Origin of the sequence: Corallococcus sp. AS-1-6 (assembly GCF_020037015.1) — a bacterium.
In the GTDB taxonomy this organism is placed as follows: Bacteria; Myxococcota; Myxococcia; order Myxococcales; family Myxococcaceae; genus Corallococcus.
On sequence record NZ_JAIQDE010000026.1, the window covers coordinates 96,782 to 118,696 of the forward strand.

At 70.7% G+C, this 21,915-nt stretch carries 20 protein-coding genes; 7 read left to right on the forward strand and 13 right to left on the reverse strand.

What is annotated here, in order from left to right:
* The first annotated feature begins 333 nt into the window (after positions 1-333).
* The 4 genes from K8612_RS29590 (at position 334) to K8612_RS29605 (ending at position 5,318) form a co-directional block, all read left to right on the forward strand.
* A complete protein-coding gene (locus K8612_RS29590) occupies positions 334-837 on the forward strand; it encodes a chalcone isomerase family protein (RefSeq protein WP_306799744.1) in 504 nt (167 codons plus the stop codon).
* 121 nt (positions 838-958) lie between these two features.
* Positions 959-1,771 carry an OmpA family protein gene (locus K8612_RS29595; protein ID WP_223744649.1) on the forward strand — a complete coding sequence of 271 codons (813 nt, stop codon included), beginning with the start codon at positions 959-961 and terminating at the stop codon, positions 1,769-1,771.
* Between the two features lie 30 nt (positions 1,772-1,801).
* Positions 1,802-4,420 carry a TonB-dependent receptor domain-containing protein gene (locus tag K8612_RS29600; RefSeq protein ID WP_223764723.1) on the forward strand — a complete coding sequence of 873 codons (2,619 nt, stop codon included), beginning with the start codon at positions 1,802-1,804 and terminating at the stop codon, positions 4,418-4,420.
* A gap of 4 nt (positions 4,421-4,424) precedes the next feature.
* Positions 4,425-5,318 (forward strand): hypothetical protein, encoded by an 894-nt coding sequence (locus K8612_RS29605; RefSeq protein WP_223744651.1) that lies wholly within the window; start codon positions 4,425-4,427, stop codon positions 5,316-5,318.
* A gap of 27 nt (positions 5,319-5,345) precedes the next feature.
* Here the strand turns inward: K8612_RS29605 and K8612_RS29610 are convergent, their stop codons facing one another.
* On the reverse strand, positions 5,346-6,602 hold the full coding sequence (locus K8612_RS29610) for an Hsp70 family protein (RefSeq protein WP_223764724.1): 1,257 nt from the start codon (positions 6,600-6,602) through the stop codon (positions 5,346-5,348).
* 159 nt (positions 6,603-6,761) lie between these two features.
* Here K8612_RS29610 and K8612_RS29615 point away from each other — a divergent pair, with 159 nt between their 5' ends.
* Positions 6,762-7,619, forward strand: a complete 858-nt coding sequence (locus K8612_RS29615) for a hypothetical protein (RefSeq protein ID WP_223764725.1) — start codon at positions 6,762-6,764, stop codon at positions 7,617-7,619.
* Positions 7,620-7,719: 100 nt separating this feature from the next.
* Here the strand turns inward: K8612_RS29615 and K8612_RS29620 are convergent, their stop codons facing one another.
* The 11 genes from K8612_RS29620 to K8612_RS29670 all read right to left on the reverse strand — a co-directional run bounded on the left by K8612_RS29620 (position 7,720) and on the right by K8612_RS29670 (position 17,989).
* The gene (locus K8612_RS29620; RefSeq protein ID WP_223744654.1) at positions 7,720-8,607 is read right to left on the reverse strand and encodes an RNA polymerase factor sigma-32; all 888 of its coding nucleotides are present in this window, start codon (positions 8,605-8,607) and stop codon (positions 7,720-7,722) included.
* A 324-nt stretch (positions 8,608-8,931) separates the two neighbouring features.
* On the reverse strand, positions 8,932-9,837 hold the full coding sequence (locus tag K8612_RS29625; RefSeq protein WP_223764726.1) for a DUF4114 domain-containing protein: 906 nt from the start codon (positions 9,835-9,837) through the stop codon (positions 8,932-8,934).
* Positions 9,786-10,664, reverse strand: a complete 879-nt coding sequence (locus tag K8612_RS29630; protein ID WP_223764727.1) for a hypothetical protein — start codon at positions 10,662-10,664, stop codon at positions 9,786-9,788. The genes K8612_RS29625 and K8612_RS29630 overlap by 52 nt, the downstream gene beginning before the upstream one ends.
* Before the next feature lie 76 nt (positions 10,665-10,740).
* Positions 10,741-11,628 carry a CHAD domain-containing protein gene (locus K8612_RS29635; protein WP_223764728.1) on the reverse strand — a complete coding sequence of 296 codons (888 nt, stop codon included), beginning with the start codon at positions 11,626-11,628 and terminating at the stop codon, positions 10,741-10,743.
* Between the two features lie 6 nt (positions 11,629-11,634).
* On the reverse strand, positions 11,635-12,174 hold the full coding sequence (locus K8612_RS29640) for an inorganic diphosphatase (protein ID WP_223764729.1): 540 nt from the start codon (positions 12,172-12,174) through the stop codon (positions 11,635-11,637).
* Positions 12,175-12,250: 76 nt separating this feature from the next.
* Positions 12,251-12,751, reverse strand: coding sequence for a hypothetical protein (locus K8612_RS29645; protein ID WP_223764730.1), 501 nt, complete (start codon positions 12,749-12,751; stop codon positions 12,251-12,253).
* A gap of 76 nt (positions 12,752-12,827) precedes the next feature.
* The gene (locus tag K8612_RS29650) at positions 12,828-14,294 is read right to left on the reverse strand and encodes a YdiU family protein (RefSeq protein WP_223764731.1); all 1,467 of its coding nucleotides are present in this window, start codon (positions 14,292-14,294) and stop codon (positions 12,828-12,830) included.
* Between the two features lie 18 nt (positions 14,295-14,312).
* Positions 14,313-14,927, reverse strand: coding sequence for a glutathione S-transferase family protein (locus K8612_RS29655; RefSeq protein ID WP_223744662.1), 615 nt, complete (start codon positions 14,925-14,927; stop codon positions 14,313-14,315).
* Positions 14,924-15,799: an SDR family oxidoreductase gene (locus tag K8612_RS29660; protein WP_223764732.1), complete on the reverse strand. Its 876-nt coding sequence runs from the start codon at positions 15,797-15,799 to the stop codon at positions 14,924-14,926. The genes K8612_RS29655 and K8612_RS29660 overlap by 4 nt, the downstream gene beginning before the upstream one ends.
* Before the next feature lie 91 nt (positions 15,800-15,890).
* A complete protein-coding gene (dps, locus tag K8612_RS29665) occupies positions 15,891-16,454 on the reverse strand; it encodes a DNA starvation/stationary phase protection protein Dps (RefSeq protein ID WP_223744664.1) in 564 nt (187 codons plus the stop codon).
* A 164-nt stretch (positions 16,455-16,618) separates the two neighbouring features.
* The gene (locus K8612_RS29670) at positions 16,619-17,989 is read right to left on the reverse strand and encodes an FAD-dependent oxidoreductase (protein WP_223764733.1); all 1,371 of its coding nucleotides are present in this window, start codon (positions 17,987-17,989) and stop codon (positions 16,619-16,621) included.
* A 40-nt stretch (positions 17,990-18,029) separates the two neighbouring features.
* Here K8612_RS29670 and K8612_RS29675 point away from each other — a divergent pair, with 40 nt between their 5' ends.
* A complete protein-coding gene (locus K8612_RS29675; protein ID WP_223764734.1) occupies positions 18,030-18,560 on the forward strand; it encodes a DUF4442 domain-containing protein in 531 nt (176 codons plus the stop codon).
* Here K8612_RS29675 and K8612_RS29680 read toward each other — a convergent pair whose 3' ends face one another.
* Positions 18,561-19,703 carry a triacylglycerol lipase gene (locus K8612_RS29680; protein ID WP_223744667.1) on the reverse strand — a complete coding sequence of 381 codons (1,143 nt, stop codon included), beginning with the start codon at positions 19,701-19,703 and terminating at the stop codon, positions 18,561-18,563.
* A gap of 130 nt (positions 19,704-19,833) precedes the next feature.
* Between K8612_RS29680 and K8612_RS29685 the strand changes: the two genes are divergently transcribed.
* The gene (locus K8612_RS29685; RefSeq protein ID WP_223764735.1) at positions 19,834-21,912 is read left to right on the forward strand and encodes a S46 family peptidase; all 2,079 of its coding nucleotides are present in this window, start codon (positions 19,834-19,836) and stop codon (positions 21,910-21,912) included.
* The last annotated feature ends 3 nt before the right edge of the window (positions 21,913-21,915 follow it).

The window sequence follows — 21,915 nt, forward strand, 5'->3', positions numbered from 1 at the left end:
CGCCAGAAGCGCCCGAAACCCACGTGCCAGGTCCATCCCGCCATTCTGCCCTGGTTGGAGGCCGCCTCCCGGGCTAAGCCCGCCTCCCGGGTTTCATGACGTCCCGCGCCATCCGCGCTGTCCGCCCGACGGCCGGGGAGTCACTTGAACCCCCAACAGCCTTGCCTTGGGCCTCCGGTTGCCGTCCAATGGTGCACAAACCAATGATCGCCGCCGGTGGCGGTTTTCCAGAGCATGCACACCGTTGCGATCACCGGATTTGGGAAGAGGGTGAAGGGGAAGGCGATGACGGGGACGGCGTGGACAAAGGGGGCGCGAGGGGTCGCGCTGGGGATGCTCCTGCTGGTGGGCGCTGCGGCCCACGCGGGACAGGCGGGCGGGGTCAACATGCCGGATTCCCTCCAGGTGGAGGGCAAGACGCTGGCGCTCACCCACATGGAGCTGAAGAAGAAGCTCTTCTTCAACGTGTACGTGTGGAGCCTCTACATGGAGGAGGAGCCCACCTGCTTCAAGGAGGCCGTGGCCTCCAACAGCCTGAAACGGCTGCACTTCCGCTTCCTGCGCACCATCACCAAGGACCAGCTCGTGGGCAGTTTCCGCGAGGGCCTGCGCCAGAACCCGGCCATGCGCCAGGACGCCCTCAGCCAGTCCCTGGAGAAGCTCCTGTCGTCCCTCCATGACGTGCGCAAGGGCGACGACCTCGTCCTCACCTACCTGCCCGGCTCCGGCCTCCACGTCTCCGGCGGCGCGTCCGGCGGCGTCCACATCCCCGGCAAGTCCTTCGCCGACGCCCTCTTCAGCTCCTGGCTGGACACCCACCCCATCTTCCCCAAGTAGGCTGGCCGCTCGTCCAGCCGGGAAGTTGGGCCTCAAATTGGATGCGCGTTTCTCCTAGGCTGCGGGCCCGAGAGCGGTACTCTCGGACCCACCAACATCCTTGTCAGGAGGAATCGCACCTATGCGGACACGTCTGGTTCTGGCTGCCCTCGTTGCCCTCTCCACGGGTTGCGTCTCGCAGGGGAAGTTCAATGAGAAGGCCCTGGAGGCGGAGGGGCTGACGAAGAACCTCACGGACGAGAAGGCGGCCCGCGCGGCGGCCGAGGCGAAGGTGAAGGAGCTGGAGGAGAAGCAGGCCGCGCTGGAGCAGGAGAAGGCCGCGCTGCAGACGCGCCTGGACGCCTCCGAGAACCGCCTCACCACCGCCGCGGCCGAGCGCCGCGCCCTGGAGGACAAGAACGCGCAGTTGGCCGCGCTCAACGACGAGCTGGGGCGCAACGCCAAGAAGCTCGCGCAGGCGAAGGAGGAGCTGGAGAAGAAGAGCGCCGAGTACGAGAACCTGGCCCAGTCCCTCAAGCAGGAGATCTCCGACGGCAAGATCGAGCTGTCGGAGATGAAGGGCCGGATGACCGTGCAGCTCAAGGACAAGATCCTCTTCGCGTCCGGCTCCGCGCGTGTGGGCAAGGAAGGTCAGGAAGCGCTCGTGAAGATCGCCGACGCGCTCAAGACGGTGAAGGGCCGCATCGTGCGCGTGGAGGGCCACACGGACGACGTGCCCACCGGTGGCGGACAGTTCCCCACCAACTGGGAGCTGAGCCTGGCGCGCGCGATGGCGGTGGTGCGCTCGCTCCAGGACTCCGGAGTGGACCCGACCATGCTGTCCGCAGCGGGCTACGGACAGTACCAGCCGCTCGTTCCCAACGACACGCCGGAGCACAAGAGCCAGAACCGGCGCATCGAAATCGTGCTCGCGCCCAGCCTCGGGGGGCGCTAGGAGGGTGCGCGGGAGACCCGCGCACCCTTCATGAGAACGCTCCTCTGCGTCGTCTGTTTGCTGCTTGCGACCGGAGCCGTGGCACAGGCTCCGGACGCAGGAACCCCCGCCAGCGACGCTGGCGCTCCCACGGGCGTGCTGACGAAGCCGCCCGCCCTCCTGCGTCAGGTCGAAGCGACCTACCCGCCGGAGGCCGCCGCCCAGCAGTTGGAGGGCACGGTGGTGATGTTCATCGACATCTCGGAGACGGGCGCCGTCACGAATGTCGAAATCACCCAGCCCGCGGGCCACGGCTTCGACGAGGCCGCCACCGAGGCGGTGAAGCAGTTCCAGTTCGAGCCCGCGGAGGTGGACAACGTCCCCGCGCCGGTGCGCATCCAGTACGCCTACCAGTTCGTCTTCCGGGCGCCCGAAGCGCCGCCCGAGGCCGCCACGGACGGCGGCGTCCAGGAGCCGCAGGGGCCGGTGAACTTCAGCGGCCAGGCGCTGGAGCGCGGCACGCGCAAGCCCCTGGTGGGCGCGGAGGTGGTGCTCACGGAGCTGGACCGCTCCACCGTCACGGACGCCGAAGGGCGCTTCTCCTTCCGGGGCGTCCCCGTGGGCACGCACCCGGTCGTGGTGGTGATGGGCAACTACGACCGCTTCAAGACGCAGGAGACGATTGAAGAGGGCAAGGAGACGCGGGCCACGTACTACGTGCAGAAGCGCATCTTCAGCCAATACGAGACGGTGGTCCGCAGCGACCGCGAGCGCAAGGAGGTGACGCGCACGACCATCACGGTGGCGGAGGTGCAGCGCGTGCCGGGCACGCAGGGTGACACGCTCAAGGTGGTGCAGAACCTGCCGGGCGTGGCGCGGCCCGCGTTCAACGGCGGCGCGCTGGTCATCCGCGGCACCAGCCCGCAGGAGTCCGGCGTCTTCCTGGACGGCCTGCGCATCCCCATCCTGTACCACTTCGGCGGCCTCACCTCCGTGTACAACTCGGACCTGCTGGAGGCGGTGGACTACCTGCCCGGCAACTTCTCCGCGTACTACGGCGACATCACCGGCGGCGTCATCAACGTGCGCAGCCGCGAGCCCCGCACGGACCGGCTCCACGCCACGGTGGGCATCAGCCTGATTGAGTCCAACGCGGTGGTGGAGGGCCCCATCACGGACACGCTGAGCTTCGCGATTGGCGGCCGGCGCTCGTACATCGACCTGGTGCTCAAGGCGGTGCCGTTCGACGACGACAGCCTCCAGGTGGCGCCGCGCTACTACGACGCGCAGGCGAAGCTGGTGTGGAAGCCGACCAGCCGCCACACCTTCACGCTGCAGGGCCTGACGTCTCGCGACCGGCTGGCGTTGCTGCTGGACCAGCCGGCGGACGGCGACCCGTCCGTCAACGGCAGCCTGGACGTGACCACGGGCTTCAACCAACTGCGCCTGCGCCACCAGTTCCGCGACGGCAGGCTGACGCTCGACACGCACGGGTTGATTGGCAACACGATTCTGGACTTCCAGATTGGCGAGCGCGGGCTGCGCATCGCGTCCACGGACCTGTATCTGCGGCCCACGGTGGAGTTCGCGTTCAACGACAGCGTGACGCTGGCGGGCGGCCTGGACGTGGTGGCGAACCTGGCGAACGTGAGGGCCAGCATCCAGCAGCCGCCGCGCGAGGGCGAGCCGCCGTCGCCGCTGGTGACGGAGGACCTCATCAACATCGACGGGAAGTTCACCCAGTACTACCCGTCCGCCTGGGCGGAGGTGCGGTGGCGGCCCATCAAGGACCTGCTGGTGGTGCCGGGCGTGCGCACGGAGAGCTACCTCTTCACGGACCAGCAGGAGGTGAAGCGCACGGTGAACCCGCGGCTCGCGGTGCGCTACGCGCTCACGGAGACGCTGACGCTGAAGGGCGGCGCGGGCGTCTACCACAGCCCGCCGGTGCAGGATGAGCCGTCGACGGGGTTCGGCAACCCGGACCTGGGGGCGAAGCGGTCGCTCCAGTACAGCGTGGGCGCGGAGTGGCAGGCGCGGCCGGAGTGGTTCGTGGGCAGCGAGGTCTTCTACAACGACCTGGACGACCTCATCGTGCGCTCGAACGCGCGCATCGTGCGGGACGGCGAGTCCGTGCCGGAGAACCTGAAGAACGGCGGCGTGGGGCGCATCTACGGCTTCGAGCTGCTGGTGCGCCGGGCGCTGACGGACCGGCTGTTCGGCTGGATTTCGTACACGCTGTCCCGCAGCGAGCGGCGGGACGCGCCGGGGGCGCGCTGGCGCAAGTTCGACAATGACCAGACGCACGTGCTGACGGCCATCGCCAGCTACAAGCTGCCGAAGGGCTGGGAGGTGGGCGCGCGGTTCCGCTTCGCGTCCGGCAACCCGACGACGCCGGTGCTGGGCGCCAAGCGCGACGACACGACGGACGTGTTCATCCCGTACTACGGGCTGGTCAACTCCCAGCGGCTGCCGTCGTTCAACCAGTTGGACATCCGCGTGGACAAGAACCTGGTGTTCGACACGTGGAACCTGGACCTCTACCTGGACCTGACGAACGCGTACAACAACCAGTCGGTCGAGGGCGTGGCCTACAACTACAACTATTCCAAGCGCGAGTACTTCAAGGGCCTGCCCATCCTGCCCGTGCTCGGCTTGAAGGGAGCCTTCTGACGCCATGCGCACTCCCGTCCTGCTGTCTGTGATTGCCTTGCTGGGGTCGAGCGCGTGCAGCGGCCCCGACTTCGACGCCCAGAGTGAGATTCGCAGCGTGCGCGTGCTCGGCATCAAGGCGGAGCCGCCGGAGCTGGCGCTGGAGCCGAACGCCACCACGCTGCCGCCGCCGGTGACGTTCAGCGCGCTGGCGGTGACGCCGGACGCGCGCCCGGTGACGGTGACGTACGCGCTGTGCCGCCCGGACGTGAACCCCTACGGGGACGTGGCGTGTCCGGGGGACAGCGGGGTGGCGCTGAGCAACGGCGTGCTGTCGTTGAGCGACCCGGCGGTGCAGGCGCTGCTCATCGAATCGTTCCAGGCGGCCACCGGCGGCACGGGCGGAGGGCAGGGGGGAACGTTCGACTTCAACGACCCGGCGGTCCAGCAGGTGTTGCAGACGGGGCTGCCGCTGTTCGTGGGCTACGAGGCGACGGACGGCAGCGGGACGCCGGAGGGCGTGGAGCGGGGCGTGCGGCGCATCACGCTGCGTTCAACGGCCACGCCCAACCAGAACCCGGTGATGCAGGACGTGCTGTGGAACGACGCGCCGCTCTCCGGGCCGCTGCCGCTGGGCACGGAGGTGACGTTCACGCCGGTGCTGGGGGCGGGCAGCGAGGAGACCTACTCCACGGCGGACGGGCCGAGGACGGAGCAGGTCTTCTTCAGTTGGTTCGCGACGGGCGAGGGCGAGGTGGGGTCGTTCCGTTCGCTGGAGCCGGTGGACGGCAAGCCCGGCGACCCGACGACGACGTACACGACGGCCAAGACGCCCGAGCGCATCACGGTCTGGGTGGTGGCCCGGGACGGCCGCGGCGGCACGGACTGGACGACGCGCACGGTGGACGTGGGGCCCTGAGCGCCGTCCGGGCCGCCTGGGCTGGCGTCACCCCGTCAGCCACGCGGACGCGCGGCCCAGGCCCTCCGCCACGGAGGTGAACGCGTCCGCCGTGCGCACCCGGTCCTCTCCGAAGCGCTTCACGTACAGCTCCCGCACCGCCGGAATCTGCGACGAGCCGCCCGTCAGGAAGACCGCGTCGATGTCCCGGGCCTCCGGGTGCTTCGCCAGCAGCCCCTCCGTGCACTGCGACAGCTCATCCAACAGCGTGCGGCTGGCCGCCTCGAACTCCGAGCGCGTCATCGGCTCGTGCAGGTGGATGCGCGCGTCCTCGAAGTCGATGGTCGCCACGTCCTCGCTCGACAGCTTCACCTTCGCCGCTTCAATCGCCCGGAACAGCCGGTAGCCCAGGTTGTCCATCACCAGGTCGTAGAGCGCCTGGATCTCCGCCGGGTGGTCGCTCGTGTCGAGCATCACCTCCAGGAGCTCCTGCGTGGACTTCTCCCGGATGAAGGACATCTCGTGCCAGTTGAGCAGCTTCGCCAGCACGTGCTGCGGGATGGGCAGCCGCTTGTGGCTGAAGCCCTTCACCTTGTACGTGGACCCCGCCCCGAAGCGCGGCAGCAGCTTGTGCCGCATGATCTCCGCGTCGAACCGGTCACCACCGATGCGCACACCCGTGGACCCCACCACGTCCGGCTTGCGGTCCAGGTTCCCCCGGCGTGAGGGCCCCAGCCGCATCAACGTCAGGTCCGTCGTGCCGGCGCCGAAGTCCGCCACCAGCACCAGCTCGTCCTTCTCAAGCCGCGCCTCGTACGCGAGCGCCGCCGCGATGGGCTCAATCAGGAACTGCACGTGCGTGAAGCCCGCCAGCTCCGCCGCCTTGCGCAGCCGCTTCTCCGCCAGTGCGTCCGCCTCCGCGTCCGGCGTGAAGACCGCGGGCCGGCCCAGCACCACCGCGTCCGGCGGCTCGCCCAGGTGCGCCCCGGCCGCCTCGCGCACGCGGCGCAGCAGGATGGCCACCAGGTCCTCGATGGTGAACGTGCGCCCCTTCACCTGCGTGGCCCGGAAGGACGAGCTGTGCAGGAAGGACTTCACGGACTGGATGAACCGGCCGTTGTTGTCCTCCAGGTAGCGCTGGATGGCGTCCGCGCCCGTGAAGACCTCCCGCTCCTCCTCCGCGAAGAAGAGCACGGAGCGGAACAGCCGGGGCTCCGCGGTGTGGGGCTGCAGCGGCAACACGGTGCCGTCCGGCAGTGCCAGGGCGGTGTTGCTGGTTCCGAAGTCGAGTCCGCAGGCGCGCATGGGGGGGCGCCCCTTATCGCCATTCCTCCGGACGCGGTAGCCCCAAAGTGCTCCCCCGCCGTGGGGCGTGCGGCCAGGCGGGCGCCCGCCGCGGCATGGCTTGGCGCCTCACGGGCCACCGCCATCTTTGCCCTGTCATCCCTTTGACAGGAGAACCGCATGAAATCGCGCGCAGCATGGCTGGGTGCCGGAGTCGCCGCACTGGTGGTGGGCACCACCGCCTGCCAGGACGGAGACCGCTCCCGCCAGGACTCCGAGGCGAAGGACACCCCCGGACAGCGGGTGGAGCAGGCCCAGCTCCAGTCGGAGAAGGCCTTCGACGACGCGCGTGACGCGCAGAAGGAGGCGTCCAGCCAGCAGCGCGAGGCCGCCCGCGCCCAGGAGGACGTGCAGCGCAAGCAGCAGGAGCTCCAGGAGGCCCAGGCCAAGGCCCAGAAGGAGGCCCAGGAGGCCCAGGCCAGCCAGCAGCAGGCGCAGGCGCGCACCCAGCAGGCCCAGTCCGTGGCCCAGCAGGCCCAGGCCAGCGCGCTGGCCGCCCAGCGCCAGGCGCAGCAGAACTTCGCCACCCAGCAGCAGCAGGCCTCCAACGAGAGCGCCGCCGCCAACCAGCGCCTCGCGGATGAGAGCGCCCAGCAGCAGCAGGCCGCGAACCAGAACGCCGCCACGCAGCAGGCCGCCATCGCGCGGAACTCGCAGGCCCCCACCGCGCAGGCCCCTCGACAGGAGCAGCAGATCTCCGGCGACGTGCTCAGCGCGAGCGCCCAGGAGGTGCTGGTGAGCCAGCGCGGCGAGCCCCAGGTGCGCCTGAAGGTGGGCCCCGGCACGCAGGTGCAGGTGGACGGCCGGGCCGCGAGCGCCGCGGACATCCAGGAGGGCGCGCAGGTCCGCGCCTCCTACCGCACGGACGCGAGCAGCGGCGAGCCGCAGGCCCTGCGCATCGACGCGACGTCCCGCGCGCAGCCGGCCGCGCCCGCACCGGCGGAGAGCGGCGAGTCCTCGCCCGGTGTGCCCCGGTAGGCGGGACTCCGGACATGCCACGGCCCCGTGCCTTCGCGCTTCCCAACGCGAGGGTCCGGGGCCGTGCCGTGTCGCAGCCTTTTGACGAACTGTCGCGGGACTACGCGGCCAGCTCGGCCTGGTCCAGGCCGGCCTCGGCCATCAGGTTGGCCAGCTCCGCCTTCAGCTTGTCCTTGGCGCGGATCTCCAACTGGCGGGCGCGCTCGCGGGAGAAGCCGAAGTGCTCGCCCAGCTCGCTCAGGGTCATCTCCGTGTCGCTCATCACGCGCTGCTCGATGATGAAGCGCTCGCGCGGGTCCAGGCGCATCAGCGCGCGCTGCACCAGGTTGCGGGTGAGGCCCGCCTGCTGCCGGTCGGCGACCTCGTCCGCGTGCGAGGCGGACTCGGACTCCACGAAGTCCAGGTGCGTGGCGTCGCCGTCCTCGCCCACCGGCGCGTCCAGGGACAGGTCCCGGCCGCCCATGCGCTGCTCCATCTCACGCACTTCCGTGGGCTTCACGTTCAGCTTCTTGGCGATTTCATCCGCGTTGACGATGTGGCCGTCGCCGGCGCCCAGCTTCTCCAGCTCGCGGCGCGTGCGGGCCAGGCTGAAGAACAGCCGGCGCTGCGCCTGCGTGGTGCCCAGCTTCACCAGGCTCCAGTTGCGCAGCACGTAGTTCTGGATGTACGCGCGGATCCACCACACCGCGTAGGAGATGAGGCGGATGCCCTTCTCCGGGTCGAACTTCTGCACCGCCTTCATCAGGCCGATGTTCGCCTCCTGGATGAGGTCGGACATCTTCAGGCCGTAGGAGCGGTACTCGTAGGCGACCTTCACCACGAAGCGCAGGTTGCTCGTCACCAGCCGGTGGCCCGCGGACAGGTCACCCGCGCGGAAGGCGCGCGACAGCGTCTGCTCATCCTGCGGGTTCAGCAGCGGGTACTGGTTGATCTCCGAGAGGTACGTGGAGAGCGAGTCAGCGGAAGAGAAGGAGTTGGAAGCCTGCATGGGGGTCTCTCTCGGGGAAGAGGGCGGTGTGCGTGACCGCCGTTTGCTGCGACGGGGAGACCTTTAGCAACGCACGGGCCAATGCCAGCCGACGGGCAACCTCAATGATTCCAGGGTGTTGCGCGAAACAGCTTCAATGCTTAGGGCGGAACCCGGCAGTTTTTACAGCGCCGGGTTTCGACACTTCTTCCGGATGCCTCGCAGGGAGGGTTGCCAACCCTGCGACCCGGACACAGGGCGGATCACATCCCCCAGGGCTGTGGGCCCGCCCCGGCCTCCCTGCCTGGAGCGCAGGGAGGCGGGGGTGCGGAGGTGAAGGCCGCGTCAGGGGGCCACGGGCTCGGAGACGTAGCCCACGTCCACGGTGACGATGGCGGGCAGGCAGCCGAAGCTCGCCCCCTGCGTCACCTGGGCCTTCCAGCAGAGCTGCTGCCCGGGCGTCCCGGAGACGTCCACGGTGGTCCCGGCCGCGCCCGGCGGCAGCGACAGGGGATGCCAGGTGGGCGTGGGGTTGGGGACGCACGTGCCCGCGCCGCACAGGCCGCAGTCGGTGGCCACCGCGTAGGTGACGCCGGCCGTGGCGTCGCAGCCCGTCCCCAGCACGTCGCGCTTGGTGAAGGACACCTGGGCAATCCGGCAGCTCGCGTCGTCCTGGCTGAGCACGCGCGAGCGCACGCGGCCCTCCTGGGTGCCGCGCAGCAGGAAGACGACGTCATTGAAGTCCCGGTCGCCGCCGCCCGGCATGTCCTCGAAGCCCATCAGCCACTGGCTGGGGGTGGAGGGCGAAGGCTGCATCAGCAGGTGCGGCATGTTGCCGTTGCCGGACGGGAGGACCCCGGCGGAGACCATGGGCAGGACGACGTTGTGGTAGGCGGGCTGCTGCAGGCGCGTGAGGGTGTCCGCGCTCAGCCACCCGCACAGCCGCTGCGTGGAGTTGAGCACGGGGCAGGAGTTCATCTGGGGCAGGTCCGGGTTGCACAGGTCGCTGTACGCGCAGCCGATGTTCCGCTGCGCCACGGGCACCCGGCCCCTGGGGTCCTGGTCCAGGTTCCACCTCGCCTTGGAGAAGAACACCTGGATGGGGGACTTCAGGTGCAGGGTGCACTGCCCGGTGGAGGCCTTGCGCAGGCACGGGTAGACCCAGTCCTGGTCCAGGTCGTGGCGGGACTCGTACTGGGTCACCAGGAAGAAGACGAGCTCCTTCCCGGCGGGGACGACGCCCAGGTCCACGATGCGGTCGTTGGGGGTGATGCCCGGATCCGGGTTGACGGCCCTGAGGATGCCGTTCGCGTCGTACCGGGAGACGTCGTAGTCGGGGATGCCATCCTCCAGCGACTGGATGTCCGGGACGACGCCCAGTTGGTTGAAGGTCGTCGGGTCGTCGTCGTCGTCGGCCAGGAGGAACAGCAGGTGTCCCAGGCCCCGTTGGTTGTTGGAGGCGTGGGCGGGCTCCAGCAGGTTGGGGACGCGCGGATGGAGGCACAGGTCGCGTTGAGCGCCAGCTCGGGCTGGGTCAGCGTGACGCCTTGGGAGATGAAGGTCCGGGGCGCGCAGCGGCGGGCCGCCCCGATGTACGGGCGGGCCTGGGCGCCGGAGGGCGGCGCCAGGTTGTAGAGGTCCTCGTGCAGGTCCGCGATGCCGTTGCCATTGGCATCCACCAGCGTGTCATCCGATGAGTCCGGCGTGCCTTGCGTGTTCACGTAACCGCGCGCCACCAGGTCGTCGTAGAACACATAGCCGAGCGCGTGGCTGGCGCCCGCGGACTCGTGCACGAACGCCACCGACAGGCGCTGCTCATTGGGGAACAGGATGCGCTCGCTGGTCAGCGCTCCCTGATAGACGTTCAGGCGCAGCGGCCCTTCGGGCTGGAACACCATGTTCGAGACCTCGTCGAAGTCCGACGGCGTGAAGTCCGGCTGCCGGTCGACGTCCAGCGACTGCGTGAAGTCGAAGTCGAACAGCGCCTCCGTGGACAGGCCGTAGCCGTTGGTCACGGTGGCCCTCACCTGGGGCGGGCCGGCCACCAGGGCCGGAAGCGGGAAGCGTTTCAGGTGCAAGGACAGCCCCCCTCGGGATGGAACGGCCCCGAGGGTCTACCAGAAATGCCTGACAGGATGATTGTGCCCGGGTGCGTCAGGTCAATGCCTTGCGCAGCCGCTTGGGAATGGCCTCCGCGTGCCAGCGCTGCACCTCGCGGGCGATTTGAGCGGACCGCTCCGCGCGCTCGTCGCGGGCCTGGGGCAGCAGCTTTCGCGCGGCCTTGCGCTGGCCGGGCGGGGCCTCGGCGGCGGCGCGCTCGAAGAGCTCCAGGCGCACGTCCGCGTCGTGCAGCTCGCCCAGGCCGTCCTGGAGCGGCACCAGGACCTCCAGGAGCGCGCTCACGGTGCGGCGGAAGGCGGGCTGGAAGATCTCCAGCTCGTAGCGCAGCTTCTTCAGGTCCTTGCGCAGGGCGTGCGCGGAGGCGGCGTCCGGCGCGTCCGCGTAGCGCTCCAGGCGCTTCTCCACGCGGCGCAGGCGCTGGCGCAGGTGGCTGCGCACGCCCTTGCCGGCGAAGCGGTGGGGGTCCTCCAGCGTGTCCAGCTTCTTCAGGAGGCGCGGCACGGTGCGGTCCGTCCAGCGCTCCAGCTCCGCGCGCAGCTTCTTCTCCTTGGACTTCAGGCCGGACAGGTGGGACTCGCGCAGGCCGGCCAGCGCCTTGCCCGCGTCCTTCTTGCCCTTCGCGGCGGTGTCCAGCCACTGGTCCTGGACGTGCAAATCCCTCACGTCGCCCAGCGCGTCCTGGAGGCGCTTCACGTCCGCCTCCAGCCGGGTGAGCTTGCCGGTGGCCTGGAACACCTGGAGCGCGGCGCGCAGGCGGCGGGTGGCCACGCGCATGTCGTGCACGCCGTCCTCGTCCAGCTCCCCGTCCAGTTGGCTCTCCGGGTGGCGCACGTCCGCGAGCCGGCCGGCGAGGATGCGGCGGGCGGCGTCGCCCAGCGCGGTGTCGGGGCCCAGGCCCCGGATGGGAGTGGGAGGGGGCATGGCGGGTCAGTCCTCCTTCAAGGCGTATTGCTGGACCATGCGCTCGGCGGCGTCCGGGCCTTCCCAGCCGAGGATGCGCGCGTCCTTGTCCGCGAAGTGCACCACCGCGAGGAAGAAGTGCTCCAATTCCTCGCGCTCGCGCCGGGACAGGTCCTGATAGGAATTGAGGTGGTCCGAGCGCAGGGCGTTCACCGGGACGAGCAGCAGGCGGTCATTGCGCTCGCGCTCGCCGTTGGTCGCGCCCCGAGGCTTCTGGTCCACCAGGAGCACGCCCAGTGCCCGGCAGGGCAGCACCACGCCGGGCCAGGTGGGCACGTCCCAGTACACCAGCGCGTCCAGCGGGTCTCCGTCCGGGCCCTTCGTGCTGGGGATGAAGCCCCAGTCGAAGGGGTAGCGGAAGCCTCGCGTCAGCGGCCGGGACAGCGTGAAGGCCTGGAGCTTCGGGTCGTATTTCAACTTCACCGTCGAACCGCGGGGCGACTCGACGACGACGTGCAACGCATCCTGTTCGCCGCGCAGGGGCAGGCGGGTGAAGTCGGTGGCCATGGACCCTCAGGCTGGGGTCGCCCTTCCGCCTCCGGCAAGTGCCCCCGTGCCGGGAGTTTCACTCGCCAACCCTGGCTCAGTGCAGGGGCGGGCCCGGGGTCAGCTCCGCCTGACGGCGCGCCACCAGCTTGCGCGTGGCGCGGGCCGCGGCCAGTCCCCCCAACGTGTACCAGGCCACCGTGAGCAGGGACGTGGATGGGCGGGCCTGGGATGGCTTGCGGCCCAATCCCAGCTTCGGAGGCAGCACCACCGCGCCCAGGCCGGCGAGCAGGCCCAGCATCGCGCCGCGCAGGTACGGCCGCCTGGGGCGCCCCAGGGCCACGAGCGAGAAGAACAGCCCGTTGGACAGCAGGTCGCCCACCAGGGTCTGGCGATGCAGCCGGCGCCCCTTCGCGGGCTCGCCGCCGAAGAAACGGATGCCCTTCTCCAGCGAGCGCATGCCCAGCACGTCCATGCGCGGCGGGTGCTTCAACACGCGCCGGGCGCTCTCGTGGACCAGCGTGAGCGCGGCGGCGCCATGGAGGCCAGGACCCAGGGCGCGGAACACGATGCGGGGCGGAGCAGGAGGTTCAATCATGCCTCCCAAGCTAGGCACCGCGCGCCCGGGACTCCCGCCCCCGTGCGCCCGCCCGCATGCCCGGCATGCAGGCCCGTCAGGAGCTGCAGCTCACCACCAGGTGCCGGCCCCACGTGGGCGGCGAGGCCGCGTAGGCCTCCTGTCCGGGGTGCTCGTCGAAGGGCGCGGACACCAGCGCGAGCACGCGGTCCACCTCCGCGAAGTCCCCCTCCTGCGCCCGGGCGATGGCCTGCTGCGCCACCCAGTTGCGCAGGACGTACTTCGGGTTCACGCGGTCCAGGCTCGCGTGGCGCTCGGCGTCCACGCTCCCCTCCGCCTCCAGCCGCGCGCGGTAGCGCTCCGCCCACCCGTCGAAGCCCTCCGGCGGCAGGAAGGGGTCGCGGAGCGCGTCGTTGCGCGCCCCGGGGCGGGAGTCGAACCGGTTCAGCGCGCGGAAGAAGCGCGTGTAGTCCACGTGCGAGCCGGCCATCAGCGCGAACAGGTCCTCCAGCAGCGCGCGGTCCTCGTCGCGGGCCTCCTTCAGGCCCAGCTTCTCTCGCATGTGCGTGAGGAAGTGCCGCGCGAACGTGGGCTGGAAGAGGGTCAGCGTGGCGCGCGCCTCGTCCTCGGTGATGAGCGTGAGCAGCGCCTCTCCCAGGCAGGCCAGGTTCCACAGCGCCACGCGCGGCTGCTGGTCGAACGCGTAGCGGCCCTGATGGTCGGAGTGGTTGCAGACGAAGCCGGGGTCGAAGTCGTCCAGGAAGCCATAGGGGCCGTAGTCCAGCGTGAGCCCCAGGATGGACATGTTGTCCGTGTTCATCACGCCGTGCGCGAAGCCCACCGCCTGCCAGCGCGCGACGAGCCGAGCGGTGCGCTCCACCACCTCCGCGAAGAAGCGCGCGTGGCGGCCCTCCTGGCCCGCCAGGTGCGGGAAGTGCTCGGCGATGACGTGGTCCGCGAGCGTGGCCACGTGGCCGGGCTGCTCGGTGTGGTGGAAGAACTCGAAGGTGCCGAAGCGCACGTGCGACGGGGAGAGGCGCACCAGCATGGCGCCGGTCTCCACGTCCTCGCGGTACACCGGCGTGCGGCTGCCCAGGATGCACAGGGCCCGCGTGGTGGGGATGCCCAGCGCGTGCAGGGCCTCGCCGGCCAGGTACTCGCGCACGGTGGAGCGCAGCACCGCGCGCCCGTCACCGCCTCGCGAGAAGGGCGTGGGCCCGCCGCCCTTCAGGTGCAGGTCCCACTTGCCTCCGTCCGGGCCTCTCGCCTCGCCCAGGAGCAGCGCGCGGCCGTCCCCCAGGCGCGGCACGTACACGCCGAACTGGTGCCCCGCGTACACCATGGCCAGGGGCTCCATGCCGGGCAGCGGCGTGGCCCCGCCGAACACGCGCGCGAACTCCGGGCGCGCGGCCTCCTCCTCGTCCAATCCCAACAGCCGCAGGGCCGCCGGGTTCACGCTCACCACGTGCGCGTCCGGGAAGGGCGCGGGGGCCACCCGGGCGGCGAACCCGGGCGGCAGGCGGGCATAGCTGTTGTCGAAGACGAGCTGTTCGAGCGAGGCCATGGATGGACACAACAGACGTCAGGGGATGTGCATGCCCCGCTGGACCGCGGGACGGCTGCCCACGCGGTGCAGGTACTGGAGGATGTGGGGCGTGTTGCTGAAGAGCTCCGGGAAGTAATCCCGCGCGCCCTTCAGCCACGGGTACGTGGCGATGTCCGCGATGGAGTACGTGGTGGCCAGGTAGTCCCGCGACGACAGTTGCTGCTCCACCACGCCCAGGATGCGCTTCGCCTCCGTCTGGAAGCGGTCGATGGCGTAGGGGACCTTCGTGGAGGCGAAGTGCCCGAAGTGGTTGAGCTGGCCGAGCATGGGGCCCAGGCCGCTCATCTGGAACATCAGCCACTGCGTCACCTCCGCCTTGCCGCGCGGATCCGTGGGCATCAGCCGGCCCGTCTTCTCCGCCAGGTAGAGCAGGATGGCGCCGGACTCGAAGAGGGTCAGCGGGCCCCCCTGCGCGTCGTGGTCCACGATGGCCGGAATCTTGTTGTTGGGGTTGATGGCCAGGTACTCGGGCTTGAACTGCTCCCCCTTCGTGATGTCCACCGAGTGCGTCTTGTAGGGGAGGCCCAGCTCCTCCAGGGCGATGGACACCTTGCGGCCGTTGGGGGTCTTGAACGTGTACAGGTCGATCATGCCTTCACTCCCGTGAGCTGCTCGCTCACCTGCCAGAGCCGCTCCGCGAGCGCGTCGTTCCGGGCGGCGGACGACGGCTTCGCCTTGCGGCATTTGATGAAGTACTCGCCGCTGACGCCCGCCACCTCCGGCGACGACGCCAGGTAGATGGACGTCCTCGCGCCCTTCTCCGGGGAGAGCATGAAGGGCCCGGCCAGCTTGACGAGGTGCTTGAAGACGCCCTGGCTGTTGTGCCCGAAGCCCGTGGCCACCACGCCGGGGTGCAGCGCGTTCGCCGTGACCTGCGTGCCGGCCAGCCGCTTCGTCAGCCCGCGCGAGAAGAGGATGTTGCTGAGCTTGGCGTTGCCGTAGACGCGGATGCCGTCGTAGCGGCGCCGCTCCGTCTGCGGGTCGTCCAGGAAGTCCGGGTACGCCAGCCGGTGGCCTTCCGAGGACACGTTGATGATGCGCGCCGGTCCGCTCGCCACCAGCAGGTCGCGCAGCAGGTGGGTGAGGAGGAAGTGGGACAGGTGGTTGGTGGCGAACGTGGCCTCGTAGCCGTCCACCGTCACCTGGCGCCGGTCGATGATGAGGCCCGCGTTGTTGATGAGCACGTCCAGCCGCGAGTGCCGGTCGCGGAACGCCTTCGCCAGGTCGCGCACGGACTGGAGCGAGGACAGGTCCGCGAGCAGCGACTCCACCGGGGCTCCGGGGGCGGCCTCGCGCACCGCGGCGACCGTGGCCGCCGTGCGGGCCTCATCCCTGCCGGAGAGCACCAGCGTGGCCCCCCGCCGCGCCAGCGCCTTCGCGGTCTCCTGGCCGATGCCACCGGTGGCCCCGGTGATGAGGCACACCTTGCCGTCGAGACGGTCTTCGGGAAGCCCTGCCGCCATGGGACGCGTCCTCCTGGAATCCGGGGACGCGTTCTATACGCTCCCCGCCCTCCCCGCGCAGGAGAACCCGCCAGGGAGGTGGGGCCGGACGTCAGGTGGTGGCCTGGCTGATGTCCTCGGCCTGACGGCCCCGGCGGCTGCCGCCCTTGGGGGGCATGGAGACCCCCGCGCGCGCGTCGCCGTTGAGGTGGCTCTCCAGGAACCAGAGGTCCTCCTCGGTCTCGCCCAGGGTCTGGGTGAGGAGGTCCGCGGTGACGGGGTCGTTCACGTCATCCGACTTGTTGATGCCGTCGCGGACGCTGGCGGCGTAGCGGCCCACGCGCTCCACGAGCGCGCGGATGTGGGCCTCGCCGTCCACGGCCTGCAGGTCGTACTCGGGCAGTTGGCTGTTGTTGGTGGCCAGGCGGATGGTGCCCTGGGCGTAGCCGCCCAGCGCGCCCGCGCGCTCGGCGTACGAGTCCGCGTGCTTGCGCGCGTGCTTGGCCACTTCGTCGAAGAGCAGGTGGCGGCTGTAGAAGTGCGTGCCCCGGATGTTCCAGTGGGCCTGCTTCACCTGCCAGTGCAGGTCGATGGCGTTGGCGAGCAGCGTGTTGAGCATGTCGATGAGCTCTTCGCGCGCGTCCTGGGGAAGGTTCACGTGGCTGGTCGTGTACATGGTCCTGCTCCCTCGTGGGTGGTGTGCGCGCGGCAGGCCGTCGGCATGACGTCGCGGCGCTTCCCACAGGGTGGGGATGGGCCGGGCCCTTGGCCATGGCGCGGCGTGCGTCGCCTGGCCGCCCGGCTGGCCCGGAGGGCGGGCTGCCGGGCGTCCTCCGGTGCTCAGCCCGCGTCGGGGGCGGTCAGTCGGGCGGCGACCTCCGTGGCCGCGCGCCCGCCGGACTCCACCGCGCCGTCCAGGTAGCCGCACCCTTCGATGGCCGTCTCCGTGCCCGCCCAGTGCACGCGGCCGAACGGCGCCCGCAGCGCGTCGCCCATGGCGGTGAGGGCGCCGGGGCGGGGCAGGCCCACGTAGCAGCCGGCGCTGAACGCCTCCTGCTTCCAGTCCAGCGCCGCGATGGCCACGGGCGACAGGGCCTGGGGGCCGAAGAAGCGCGCGAAGTCCGCGAGCGCCGCGCGATGAATCTCCTCCGAGGGGCGGCCGGTCCACGCGCGGGCGGTGTCGCCCAGGAAGAAGCCCACGAGCGCGGGGTGATGACCGTGGGGGCCGCAGTCGTCGAAGCACAGGCGCACCGGGCCCGCGTCGCTGACGGCCTCGCCGGACAGGCCCGCCTCGCGCCAGAAGGGCGTGGCGTAGGTGGCCACGACCTTGATGACGCTGCCCATGGGCATGTCCGCGTGCGCGCGGCGGCGGCCCGGCGGCAGGTCCGCGCCGAAGTCGATGCGCTCCGCGAGCGCGGGCGGCGTGGCCACCACCGCGTAGCGCGCGCGGAGGGTCCGGCCGTCCTCCGTGGTGGCGGTGACGCCGCGCGAGTCCTGGAGCAGGGCCTTCACGGGGGCGGAGAGGACGACGCGGCCCGGGGGCAGGCCCTCCGCCAGCCGCCGTGAGAGGGATTGCGCCCCGTCCACGAAGCGCTCCGCCTGGGCGCCGCCTTCAATCTCCGTCAGCGGCATGAGGCCGCCGTTGGAGTGCACGTAGGAGAGGAAGTGCAGGAAGGACAGCTCCGAGGGCTCCGCCGCGAACACCGCGCGGGTGGCGATGTCCAGCGCGGCGCGGGCGCCCCAGGTGGGCACGTGGCGCTGCTTCCAGTCCTCCACGGTGAGGGCGTCCCACTCGGCGCCCCTGGGCGCGGCGGCGGGCCTCTCCCGGGGGACGCGCTTCGCCAGGCCATCCAGCTTCCAGACGACGCGCTGCAGGTCCAACAGCGACAGGAGGGGCAGGGACGGGACCTTGCCCTGGTAGGTGCGGCGCTCGCCGCGCACCTCCAGCACCTTGGTGCCCTGGTGGTGCTGGGGGAAGCGCTGGAGGCCCAGGCCGTCCGCGAGCTTGAGCACGTGGCGCTGCCGGGGGCCCACCCACTGGCCGCCCAGGTCCACGAGCCCGCCGCCCAGCTCGCGGGTGAGGGTGCGTCCGCCCACGCGGTCGCGCGCCTCCAGCACGGCGACGGTGGCGCCGGTGCGAGCGATGTCCCGGGCCGCGGTGAGCCCCGCGACGCCCGCGCCGATGACGACCACGTCCGCGCTTTCACCCATGGTGCGGCGGACTCTACGCCGGAGGCGGCGGGTGGCTAGGATGCGCGCGGGACGTCAGACGGGAAGGGTGGAGGACCGGATGTTCGCGTTGGAGCTGGTGGAGAAGGTGCGGCAGGTGTCGCCGGGCGCGGCGAACGCGCTGACGACGTTGGCGGTGAAGAACATCGTCCCGCTGGCGAAGGCCATGGGCTACCGCGTGGACGAGGTGACGGACTCGCGCGTGAAGGCGACAGTGCCGCTGGACCGCAAGACGAAGAACCACGTGGGCAGCGTGTACCTGGGCGCCCAGGTGACGGTGATGGAGCTGACCATGGGCGTGATGCTCTTCCGCCGCTTCCCGCCCGGCCAGTACAAGATGCTGGTCAACCGCATGGAGGTCGCCTTCCACGCGAAGGCGAAGACAGCGGTGAGCGCGGTGTGCGAACCCGGAGAGGAGCTGCTCCAGAAGCTCGCGTCGGAGCTGCGCGCGACGGGCGACAAGGCGGAGGCGTGGATCCCGGTGCGCCTGTTGGGCACGGACGGCCAGTGCGTCGCCGAGTCCCGCTTCCTGGCCGTGTTCAAGCGCGGGTAGCTACCGCGGCGCTTCCTCCTCCATGAGGAAGTCGCCAATGGTCTTCCACATCGCCTCGAACTGGGGGCGGCGGAAGCCGGAGCCGGAGATGAGCCAGTCCACGTGCGGGGGCTGGTGCGCCGGCTGGTCGAAGTGGCCAATCGCATCCAGGTGGTCCGCGCGCACCGCCGCCAGCACGCGGCCGTACACCTGCGAGCGCGTGGGCACGATGCCGTCACACGCGGTGGGGCCGGGCATGGCGCCGTAGGCCTGCACCAGCGCCGCCGTCTGCGCGGGCGTGTGCAGGGGGAGCTGCGTGAGCGGCATCCGCTGCGTCTGCCCGTACACGAACGCGTAGATGGTGTGCGTGAGCTGCGCGTACGGGTCCAGGCCCGCCGCCAGCCGCGTGCGCAGGGACGGCGGCCGGGCCTGCGTCACCACGGAGCCGTAGCGCACGCCGGGCCGGTCATGCGTGCCGCCGTTGAACAGGTCGATGCCCTCCGGCGTGAGCTGGGGGATGAGCGACGTGTCACGGCCCACGTCCCACAGGAACTTCGTCACCGCGTCGCGCCGCTCGCTGGAGAAGTCCCCCAGCAACTGGTCGAAGAGCTGATCCAGCAGCGTGGCCTTCCAGCCCAACTGATCATCCGCCCGCGCCATCAGGTGCCCGAAGCGGAACACCACGCTCAGGGGCAGCCGGCCGAACCTCAGCACGTACATGGTGAACAGCGAGAGGAGCTTCAGCAGTTGCTGACCGAAGAGGCCCAGGAAGAACGTGGCCAGCGGCGTGCCCGCGTGGGGCGCGGACAGCGTCACCACGGAGCGCACGCGGCGCGCGAAGGGCTCCAGCTCCAGCGCGTCCGACACCTGCGCGCCGGGAGACACGAACAGCCGGGCGTCCAGCCCGCCGGTGGAGTGGCCCACCAGGTGGATGGGGCCGTCGTCCCCGGAGGCCGTCTCGCTCACGGCCTTGAGCAGGTCCGCGGTGCGCTGGCGGATGGAGGCCGTGGGGTGGGAGACGATCGTCACCACCTCCGCGTCGACTCCCCGGCGCGCGAGGTCCTGCTTCAGGAACTCGTACGCGTGGCCGAAGTAGAGGAGCTCGCCCAGGTTGGTGAAGCCGAAGAATCCAGGGACGAGGTAGACGTGGTGCTTCACGGACATGGGTCGCCCAGCATACCCCACGCTCCCGGGATGGGCTTGGAATACCCGGCGTCGCACGGGGTTGACGCTCGCCCGGCCGCATTGACAAAACCGGCCGCCCGTTTCCCCCAACCACGAAGGAAGACTCCCCGTGTACCGCAGACTGCTCGCGCTTGGCCTGCTGTCGTCCCTCCCCGCCGCGGCGGAGGAGGGCATGTGGACCTACGACGCCTTTCCCGCCGCCCAGGTGAAGAAGGCCTACGGCTTCGAGCCGACCCAGGCGTGGCTGGACAAGGTGCGCCTGGGCTCCGTGCGGCTCGCGGGCGGCTGCTCCGCCAGCTTCGTGTCGCCGGACGGCCTGGTGATGACCAACCACCACTGCGTGCGCGGTTGCATCGAGGAGCTGACGACCGCGAAGGACGACCTGCTGGCGAAGGGCTTCCAGGCGAAGACGGCGAAGGAGGAGCGGCGCTGTCCCAAGATTGAAGCCAACCAGTTGGTGGAGATGACGGACGTCACCGAGCGGATGAACGCGGCGACGAAGGGCCTGTCCGGCGCGGCCTTCAACACCGCGCTCAAGAAGGAGATGGCCGCGGTGGAGGGCGCGTGCACCACCGGCGCGGACGTGCGCTGCGACGTGGTGACGCTCTACAACGGCGGCAAGTACCAGCTCTACAAGTACCGCCGCTTCCAGGACGTGCGGCTCGTCTTCGCGCCGGAGTTCTCCATGGCGGCGTTCGGCGGGGACGCGGACAACTTCAACTTCCCGCGCTACGGCTACGACGTGTCCTTCGTGCGCGTGTGGCAGGACGACGCGCCGGCCAAGAGCCCGGACTACCTGCCGTGGGCGAAGGAGGGCGCGAAGGAGGGCGACCTGGTCTTCGTCTCCGGCCACCCGGGCGGCACGGAGCGCAAGAGCACGGTGGCGGAGCTGGAGTTCCAGCGCGACGTGGCGCTGCCCCAGACGCTGCTCCAGTTGGCGGAGATGCGGGGCGCGCTGCGCGAGTTCACCAGCGCGTCGCCGGAGCGCTTCCGCGTGGCGCGCTCCAGCCTGCGCGGCGTGGAGAACGGGCTCAAGGCCCTGAAGGGCCGGCAGGAGACGCTGGCGGATCCGGCGGTGCTCGCGCGCAAGCGGCAGGAGGAGGCGGAGCTCAAGAAGCGCATCGACGCGAACCCCCAGGCGAAGGCGCTGACGCAGGGCATGTGGGAGGAGACGTCGCAGGCGCTGGACGCGTGGCGCCGGATGATGAACGACCACCGCATGAAGGGCGCGGGGGACGCGTTCCGCTCCGACCTGTTCTCCTACGCCCAGGCGCTGGTGCGCGCGGCGGAGGAACTGCCCAAGGCCAACGCGGAGCGCCTGCGCGAGTACACGGACGGTCAACTGCCGGCGCTGAAGCAGCGGCTCCTGCGGGAGGCGCCCATCCCGGCGGAGCTGGAGACGCTGACGCTGACGTTCGGCTTCAACAAGCTGCGCGAGACGCTGGGCGCGGATGATCCGTTCGTGCGCCTGGTGCTGGAGAAGGAGGCCCCGGCGGACCTGGCGAAGGCGCTGGTGAAGGGCTCCCGGCTGGGCGACGTGAAGGTGCGCAAGGCGCTCTTGGAGGGCGGCAAGGCGGCGGTGGACGCGTCGAAGGATCCGATGATCATCCTGGCGCGCAAGGTGGACGCGGAGACGCGCGCGTCGCGCAAGCGCTACGAGGACACGGTGGAGGCGGTGCTCAAGCGCAACGGCGAGCGGCTGGCGAAGGCGTACCTGCTGGTGAACGGCACGGCGGGCGCCCCGGACGCGACGTTCACGCTGCGGCTCAACTACGGGCAGGTGAAGGGCTGGGATGACAACGGCAAGGCCGTGCCGGCGCTGACCACGTTCGGCGGCGCGTACGGGCGCGACACGGGCAAGGAGCCCTTCAAGCTGCCGGCGCCGTGGGTGAAGGCGAAGGGGAAGGTGCCGGACGCGACGCCGCTGGACATGGCGACGACCAACGACATCATCGGCGGCAACTCCGGCTCGCCGGTGGTGAACCGGGACGGGCAGGTGGTGGGGCTCATCTTCGACGGCAACCTCCCGTCGCTGGGAGGCCGCTACCTCTACGTGCCGGAGACGAACCGCGCGGTGGCGGTGCACGGCGACGGCATCATGGCCGCGCTGGAGCACGTCTACGGCGCGACCCGCGTGGTCCACGAGCTGAAGGGCGCGCAGGCGGCGCCCGCGGCTCCGGCGCGCTGAGGC

Bases quoted from the DNA above. Each gene is read 5' to 3' on its own strand.
- K8612_RS29590 (WP_306799744.1), top strand. From the start codon at position 334: ATGCTCCTGCTGGTGGGCGCTGCGGCCCACGCGGGACAGGCGGGCGGG.
- K8612_RS29595 (WP_223744649.1), top strand. From the start codon at position 959: ATGCGGACACGTCTGGTTCTGGCTGCCCTCGTTGCCCTCTCCACGGGT.
- K8612_RS29600 (WP_223764723.1), top strand. From the start codon at position 1,802: ATGAGAACGCTCCTCTGCGTCGTCTGTTTGCTGCTTGCGACCGGAGCC.
- K8612_RS29605 (WP_223744651.1), top strand. From the start codon at position 4,425: ATGCGCACTCCCGTCCTGCTGTCTGTGATTGCCTTGCTGGGGTCGAGC.
- K8612_RS29610 (WP_223764724.1), bottom strand. From the start codon at position 6,602: ATGCGCGCCTGCGGACTCGACTTCGGAACCAGCAACACCGCCCTGGCA.
- K8612_RS29615 (WP_223764725.1), top strand. From the start codon at position 6,762: ATGAAATCGCGCGCAGCATGGCTGGGTGCCGGAGTCGCCGCACTGGTG.
- K8612_RS29620 (WP_223744654.1), bottom strand. From the start codon at position 8,607: ATGCAGGCTTCCAACTCCTTCTCTTCCGCTGACTCGCTCTCCACGTAC.
- K8612_RS29635 (WP_223764728.1), bottom strand. From the start codon at position 11,628: ATGCCCCCTCCCACTCCCATCCGGGGCCTGGGCCCCGACACCGCGCTG.
- K8612_RS29640 (WP_223764729.1), bottom strand. From the start codon at position 12,174: ATGGCCACCGACTTCACCCGCCTGCCCCTGCGCGGCGAACAGGATGCG.
- K8612_RS29645 (WP_223764730.1), bottom strand. From the start codon at position 12,751: ATGATTGAACCTCCTGCTCCGCCCCGCATCGTGTTCCGCGCCCTGGGT.
- K8612_RS29650 (WP_223764731.1), bottom strand. From the start codon at position 14,294: ATGGCCTCGCTCGAACAGCTCGTCTTCGACAACAGCTATGCCCGCCTG.
- K8612_RS29655 (WP_223744662.1), bottom strand. From the start codon at position 14,927: ATGATCGACCTGTACACGTTCAAGACCCCCAACGGCCGCAAGGTGTCC.
- K8612_RS29660 (WP_223764732.1), bottom strand. From the start codon at position 15,799: ATGGCGGCAGGGCTTCCCGAAGACCGTCTCGACGGCAAGGTGTGCCTC.
- dps (WP_223744664.1), bottom strand. From the start codon at position 16,454: ATGTACACGACCAGCCACGTGAACCTTCCCCAGGACGCGCGCGAAGAG.
- K8612_RS29670 (WP_223764733.1), bottom strand. From the start codon at position 17,989: ATGGGTGAAAGCGCGGACGTGGTCGTCATCGGCGCGGGCGTCGCGGGG.
- K8612_RS29675 (WP_223764734.1), top strand. From the start codon at position 18,030: ATGCGCGCGGGACGTCAGACGGGAAGGGTGGAGGACCGGATGTTCGCG.
- K8612_RS29680 (WP_223744667.1), bottom strand. From the start codon at position 19,703: ATGTCCGTGAAGCACCACGTCTACCTCGTCCCTGGATTCTTCGGCTTC.